This window comes from Variovorax sp. P1_H12_2 (genome assembly GCF_056405335.1).
This window is the reverse complement of the sequence record NZ_JBFUCI010000405.1, coordinates 1-5,809: the sequence shown is the minus strand read 5'-3', so window position 1 is coordinate 5,809 and position 5,809 is coordinate 1. Positions and strand designations below refer to the sequence as shown.

Here is a 5,809-nt window from a genome sequence, read left to right as displayed (position 1 = left end):
GAGTTCTCGGACGATCAGTACCTCGGGCACTGGAGCGCCAGCCATGTCGCCGTCGTGCCAGCCCATCACATGGCCGGTGGCAAGGGTTCGTTGCAATACCCGGTGGTCCATGGCGACGTGTACGCCAAGGACAGTGTGCTCTACCCCGTGACGAACAAGGATTACCGCGACTGGCGCACCCGCCACAAGCAAGGCGGCGACTTCATGATCTACACGGATCGTTACCCCGTGCGGCTTAACCCACCTATTCGAGTGCCCCTGTGATACACCCGTCCATCTCGCCCCGCGCTGCCAGAATTTGGCGCATGTTTATCCGTTGCGTCAAATGGTTGATTGTTTTCGCCGCAGTCATTCAGTTGTGCATCTATGCGAACGACGTTCACACGCGAATGATCAAGGGCTCGACTTGCCAGTGGCACCCAGTCAAAGATCGCTTTGCCCTCCCGGATGATCCTCCGCCGCCCTATTCCGCTCGCTATTGTTACGTCGAGAAGTACACAATCCTCCTGCAACTCTTTGACGCAGACGATCGTCATCTCCTAGCCGAGCGGATGTATCGCTACCTCGACGCAGGTAGTTTCTTTTGGGACACCGATGAGCAGGGGCGTGCCAAGTCGCTGATCTATGACACCTCAGATGATGGCGGTGAGATTGCAGTTCCCCCTACGCTACTGGACCGTTTGCGTGCCAAGCTGCCCTAAAGTGGCGCAGCGCCTCGGCAACTCGTTGATCGCGATCTACATTGCCCGCGAGCATRTCCGCGACCCGTTCGAGTTCTCGGACGACCAATATCTCGGGCACTGGAGCGCCAGCCATGTCGCCGTCGTGCCAGCCCATCACATGGCCGGTGGCAACGGTTGGTTGCAATACCCAGTGGTCCACGGCGATGTGCACGCCAAGGACAGTGTGCTCTACCCCGTGACCAACAAGGACTATCGTGACTGGCGCGCTCGCCACAAGCAGGGCGGCGACTTCATGATCTATACGGACCGTCGCCACGTGCTGCTCAACCCGCCAATTCGGGTGCCGCTGTGATGTCTCCGTCTGTGTCGCCCCGCGCTGCGAGACTCTGGCGCATGCTCATCCGCTGGGTCAAATGGCTGATCGTTTTCGCCGCGATCATTCAGTTGTGCATCTATGCAAACTATGTTCACACGCGGAAGACTCTGGTTCCTAACTGCGAGTGGGAGCCGATCGAGAGTCTTTACGATCCTCCCTATGCTTCCCCTCCCTATTCCGGTCGCTTTTGTTACTTGGTGAGGGGCACGATTCTTCTGCAACTCTACGACGCAAGCGACCAGCATCTGCTCGCCGAGAGGATGTATTCCTATCCGTACTATGAACGGCCCAGCTTCTTTTGGAGAGTCGATGCGCAGAGGCGTCCTTCCGCTCTCGGTTACGACACCACGATTAACGACGTGATTTCCCTTCCCCCCACGCTACTGGACCGGTTGCGTGCCAAGCTGCCCTGAACGCCTCCTGGCGCAGATGCTGGGCATCGCGCCCAGCAAGACGGTGACCGTGCCCTGTTCAACGTCCCCGTTGACGACAGTCGCCAGGCGAAGAATGCCTAGCCACGCAAAGTAAAGACCACGGAGAGATACGACACCGGCAGCGTGCCGATGTCCTCGATGCCGTGCAGTGCGGTGGCATCGAAGAGCAACGAATCACCGACGCGGAGTTTCACGCGCCTGGGGCCATAGCGATAGGTCACGGCGCCCGATAGAAGATATAGAAAYTTCAGGCCCGGATGCTGAAACGTCACWTGGGGCYKGGCRTCGGSTTSCAGSRTGACCAGRTARGGCTCGACGAACAGGTTGCCSGAGAGCACATGGCCGAGCAGYTCGTAGCGGTAGTCCGCGACGGCGCCCAGAGGCTCCACCCGAAGGCCCTTGCCTGAGGGCACATGACTGAAGTCGGTGCGGCAACGCGGGTCGGCGAAAAAGCGTGTAAGCGGAATGTCCAGGGCCCTTGCCAGCCTGTCCAGGGACTCGACAGAGGGGGATACCTGGCCGTTCTCGATGCGCGAGAGCATGGAGCGGGACACGCCCGAGCGCTGCGACAGCTCCAGAGCCGAGACGCCGGCAGCCTGGCGCAAGCGGTTCACCTGGGTTCCGACAAGGGCGGCGGGTTCGCTGCGCGTGGGCTTGGCCTTGGGAGTCGGCAGGTAGAGCGACGGTGGGAGYCTGAGCGGGCGCGCGGTGGGAAACGGAGACGCGGATCGCCTTGTCTTCATCTCACGACCCTCATCTCACAGTGAGATTCATGGTGTCTCTCTGATACACGCCCTCTCGCTCACCCCCCAGCGCCGAAGTCACCTCCAGCGACCTCCCCTTCGTCTCCGGCGCCCAGCGCAGGCAGGCCACAAAACCGATCGCCGTGATGGCCGCCCCGATCAGCATCACGCCGCCCGTATCCAGCCGGTCCAGCCCGACCGGCACAAGGTAGGTGCCGGTGGCCGCGCCGAGGCGGCTGAAGCCGACCGCGACGCCGACGGCCGTGGCCCGCACTTCGGTCGGGAACAGCTCGTTGGGATAGATCCATTCGAGCAGGCTGGGCCCGCCCGACAGAAAGGCGTAGCAGCAGAAGGCCGCGATGATGAACCACGCCGGCCCCTCGGGCGCCCACCACAGCGCCAGCAGCGGAAGCACCATCAGCCCGAAGGGGATCACGCACATCGGCCGGCGCCCCCACGAATCGATCAGCTTCAACGCCGGCAACGCGCCCAGCACGAAGATCGCGCTGATCGCGGCGGAACCGACCATGTCCAGCGAGCCGCCGTTGAGCCCGAACTTCAGCAAGATCACCGGGCCGAAGGTGTAGATCGCGAACTGCGGCGTGATCTGGGCGAAGTACAGCAGCCCGCACATGATCGTGCGCTTCAGGTAGCCGCCCGAGAAGACCATGCGGATCGCGGCCCAGCCCTTGAGCGAATGGTCGACATCGAGCTGCGCCGCCGACAGATCGACCCGCCGGCCATACACCTGCTCGATCACGTCCTCTGCCTCGCGCACGCGCCCCTTCTTGACCAGCCAGCGCGGCGATTCGGGGATGCCGCGCCGCATCAGCACCACGACCACGCCCAGCACGGCACTGCTGGCCAGCATCCAGCGCCACAGGTGGTAGCCGCCCGACAGCTGCACGATCACCGCGCCCACGCCGAAAGCCGCCATCGCCCCCAGCAGCCACGAGACGCCCGACAGGCCGATCATGAAGCCGCGCTTGCGCGTCGGCGTGAACTCCGTCAGCAGCGAGGTCGCGATCGGATAGTCGGCGCCGATGGCCAGGCCGAGGATGAAGCGCACCGCGATCAGCTGCCAGGCACTGGTGACGAAGGCCGAGGCCAGGCAGGCCGCGACCAGCACGGTGAGGTCGAGCGCGTACATCTTCTCGCGCCCCAGGCGATCGGTCAGCGAGCCGAAGATGATCGCGCCGAAGAAGATGCCCACCAGCGAGGCCGCGCCGATCAGCCCGGACTCGGCGCTGCTCACCGACAGGTCCTGCATCAGCCCGACCAGCGCCACGCCGATGATGCTCAGCACATAGCCGTCGAGAAACGGCCCGCCGCAGCAAGCCAGCAGCAGCCTGCGGTGGAACGACGAGGACGGGGCCTCGTTCATGATGTCCAGTTGATTCATTCTTGATTGCCTCCCTTGTGTTGATTCAGATGGCCCAGCCGGCCTTCAAGCCTTCGTACACCGCCTCTTCGGCGGTCCGCGGCGCCAGGCAGTCGCCGATGGCGATGAACTGCCCGACCAGCGGCCGCAGTGCGCTCGCCAGCGCATCGAGCGGTTCATGCCCCTGGCACAGCACCAGCGTGTCGATGTCCTCGAAGACGATCGGCTCGCCGCTCGCGGTGTGCTGCATGAACACCGTGCTGCGGTCGCAGCCGTACAGGCGCGCATAGGTCGTGACCGGCACCTGCAGCCGGTGCAGTTCGGCCGCGTTGTTGTCGCGCACGTAGAGCGGCAGCGCCTCGCCCGCATGCGTGCCGTTGACGGCCAGCTGCACCTGCGAGCCCTGCCGCGCCAGCAGTTCCGCGATGCCGGTGCCGATCCAGTCGCAGCGCCAGTCGACCACCAGCACCCGGCCCCCAGCCCTCGCCTCGCCGCGCAGCAGCTGCCACGCATCGAGGACCTGGATGCCGTCGTCCACCGGGAACTCCGGCACGAACGGGCGCGCCCCCGTGGCCAGGATCAGCACCTCGGGCGCGGCCTTGCGCACCATGGCGGCGTCCACCGGCGTGTGGCGCAGCACGCGCGCGCCCGATTGCGCCAGCTCGTGGCCCAGGTTGGTGACGATGCCGCCGAACTCGGTGCGCCGGGGCAGCAGCTGCGCCAGCAGCGCCTGCCCGCCGAGCTGGCCGCTGGCTTCGCACAGCGTGACCTCGTGCCCGCGCTTCGCGGCCACGGCCGCGGCCTTCATGCCGCCCGGCCCGCCGCCGACCACCATCACGCGCCGGCGCCGCGCCGCGCGCGTGATGCGGCCATACACCAGCTCGCGCCCGCTCTCCGGATGCTGGATGCAGGAGATCGGATACCCGCGGTGGAAGTGCCCGATGCACGCCTGGTTGCACGCGATGCAGGCGCGGATGTGGTCGACCTCGCCGGCCAGCGCCTTCACGGGCAGCCGCGGGTCGCACAGCAGGGCCCGCGTCATGCCGCAGACATCGGCCTGGGCGTGGGCCAGCAACTGCTCGGCCTCGTGCGGCTGGTTGATGCGGCCGGCGACGAAGATGGGGATGCGCAGCCTGCGCTTGTAGGTGGCCGCATCGCCCGCCAGGTAGGCGTTGTGGATCGCCATCGGCGGCACGATGTGGACGGCGCCGCCCAGCGAGGCCGAGGTGCCGGCAATCACGCTGACATAGTCGAGCAGGGGCTCGAGCCGCACGCAGCTCTCCAGGGCATCGTCGGCACTGAGGCCGGCATCGTCGCGCTCGCCGGCGCTGATGCGCATGCCGATCACGAAGCGGTCGGAGGTCTGCCGGCGCATCTCGGCCAGCGCCTCGCGCAGGAAGCGCAGGCGGTTGTGCAGATCGCCGCCGTAGCCGTCGGTGCGGCGGTTCACCTGCGGGTTGAGGAACTGCGACGGCAGGTAGCCATGGCTCGCCACGAACTCGACGCCATCGAGCCCGGCCTCGTGCAGGCGGCGCGCGGCCTGGCCGTAGCCGTGGACGATCTCCTCGATGAGATCGGGCGTTAGCGCGCGCGGCATGACATGGAAGCGGTCGCTGGGCACGCTCGACGGCGCGTAGGCGACCGCCAGCAGGCCGTCGGCCGACTCCATGATTTCGCGCCCCGGGTGGAACAGCTGGCCGAAGAGCCGGCAGTCGTGGGCCTGCACCGCCTCGGCCAGGCGGCGGTAGCCGGGGATGCAGGCGTCGTCGTTCGCCATCAGCATGTGGGAGGTGTAGCGCGCCGTCTCGTGCACGCCCGCCACCTGCGCGACGATCAGCCCGGCACCGCCGCGGGCGCGCGCCGCGTGGTAGGCCACCAGCGCATCGTTGACGGTGCCGTCGGTGGGCAAGGTGGTGTCGTGCCCGGTCGACATGATCCGGTTCCGCAGGCGGGCGCCCCGTATCTGGAGCGGCGAGAACAGGTGCGGGAACAGCGTGCTGGGCGGCTTGGCCTCGGTGCCGGGCTCGGATGCGAGCGTGGGTGCGTTCATGGGGTCTCCCTGATGTCGTTGTTGTTGAAGGTCATTTCAAAGTTCGGGCGGCGCGTTCATGCCGGCCCCCTCACTCAAGCCGGACGCCCGAAACCCGCGCCGCCTCGGCCCAGCGCGCGCCGTCCCGGTCGAGGAAGAGGAA

The 5,809-nt window shown here is 66.3% G+C and carries 7 protein-coding genes; 4 read left to right on the top strand and 3 right to left on the bottom strand.

Annotated elements, in window-relative coordinates:
- The 4 genes from AC1D2K_RS28460 to AC1D2K_RS28445 all read left to right on the top strand — a co-directional run.
- Positions 1 to 264, top strand: a 264-nt coding sequence (locus AC1D2K_RS28460) for a DUF6402 family protein (RefSeq protein WP_478092952.1), incomplete at its 5' end; no start/stop codon positions are given.
- Between the two features lie 41 nt (positions 265 to 305).
- Complete coding sequence (locus AC1D2K_RS28455; RefSeq protein ID WP_478092950.1) at positions 306 to 701, top strand: hypothetical protein; 396 nt, start codon at positions 306 to 308, stop codon at positions 699 to 701.
- Between the two features lies 1 nt (position 702).
- Positions 703 to 1,035: a DUF6402 family protein gene (locus AC1D2K_RS28450; RefSeq protein WP_478092948.1), complete on the top strand. Its 333-nt coding sequence runs from the start codon at positions 703 to 705 to the stop codon at positions 1,033 to 1,035.
- 41 nt (positions 1,036 to 1,076) lie between these two features.
- Positions 1,077 to 1,472: a hypothetical protein gene (locus AC1D2K_RS28445; RefSeq protein ID WP_478092944.1), complete on the top strand. Its 396-nt coding sequence runs from the start codon at positions 1,077 to 1,079 to the stop codon at positions 1,470 to 1,472.
- A gap of 98 nt (positions 1,473 to 1,570) precedes the next feature.
- Here the strand turns inward: AC1D2K_RS28445 and AC1D2K_RS28440 are convergent, their stop codons facing one another.
- The 3 genes from AC1D2K_RS28440 to AC1D2K_RS28430 form a co-directional block, all read right to left on the bottom strand.
- Positions 1,571 to 2,107, bottom strand: a complete 537-nt coding sequence (locus AC1D2K_RS28440) for a helix-turn-helix domain-containing protein (protein WP_478092954.1) — start codon at positions 2,105 to 2,107, stop codon at positions 1,571 to 1,573.
- Positions 2,108 to 2,246: 139 nt separating this feature from the next.
- Positions 2,247 to 3,638 (bottom strand): MFS transporter, encoded by a 1,392-nt coding sequence (locus AC1D2K_RS28435; RefSeq protein WP_478092942.1) that lies wholly within the window; start codon positions 3,636 to 3,638, stop codon positions 2,247 to 2,249.
- A 25-nt stretch (positions 3,639 to 3,663) separates the two neighbouring features.
- The gene (locus tag AC1D2K_RS28430; RefSeq protein WP_478092939.1) at positions 3,664 to 5,667 is read right to left on the bottom strand and encodes an oxidoreductase; all 2,004 of its coding nucleotides are present in this window, start codon (positions 5,665 to 5,667) and stop codon (positions 3,664 to 3,666) included.
- Positions 5,668 to 5,809: the final 142 nt, after the last annotated feature.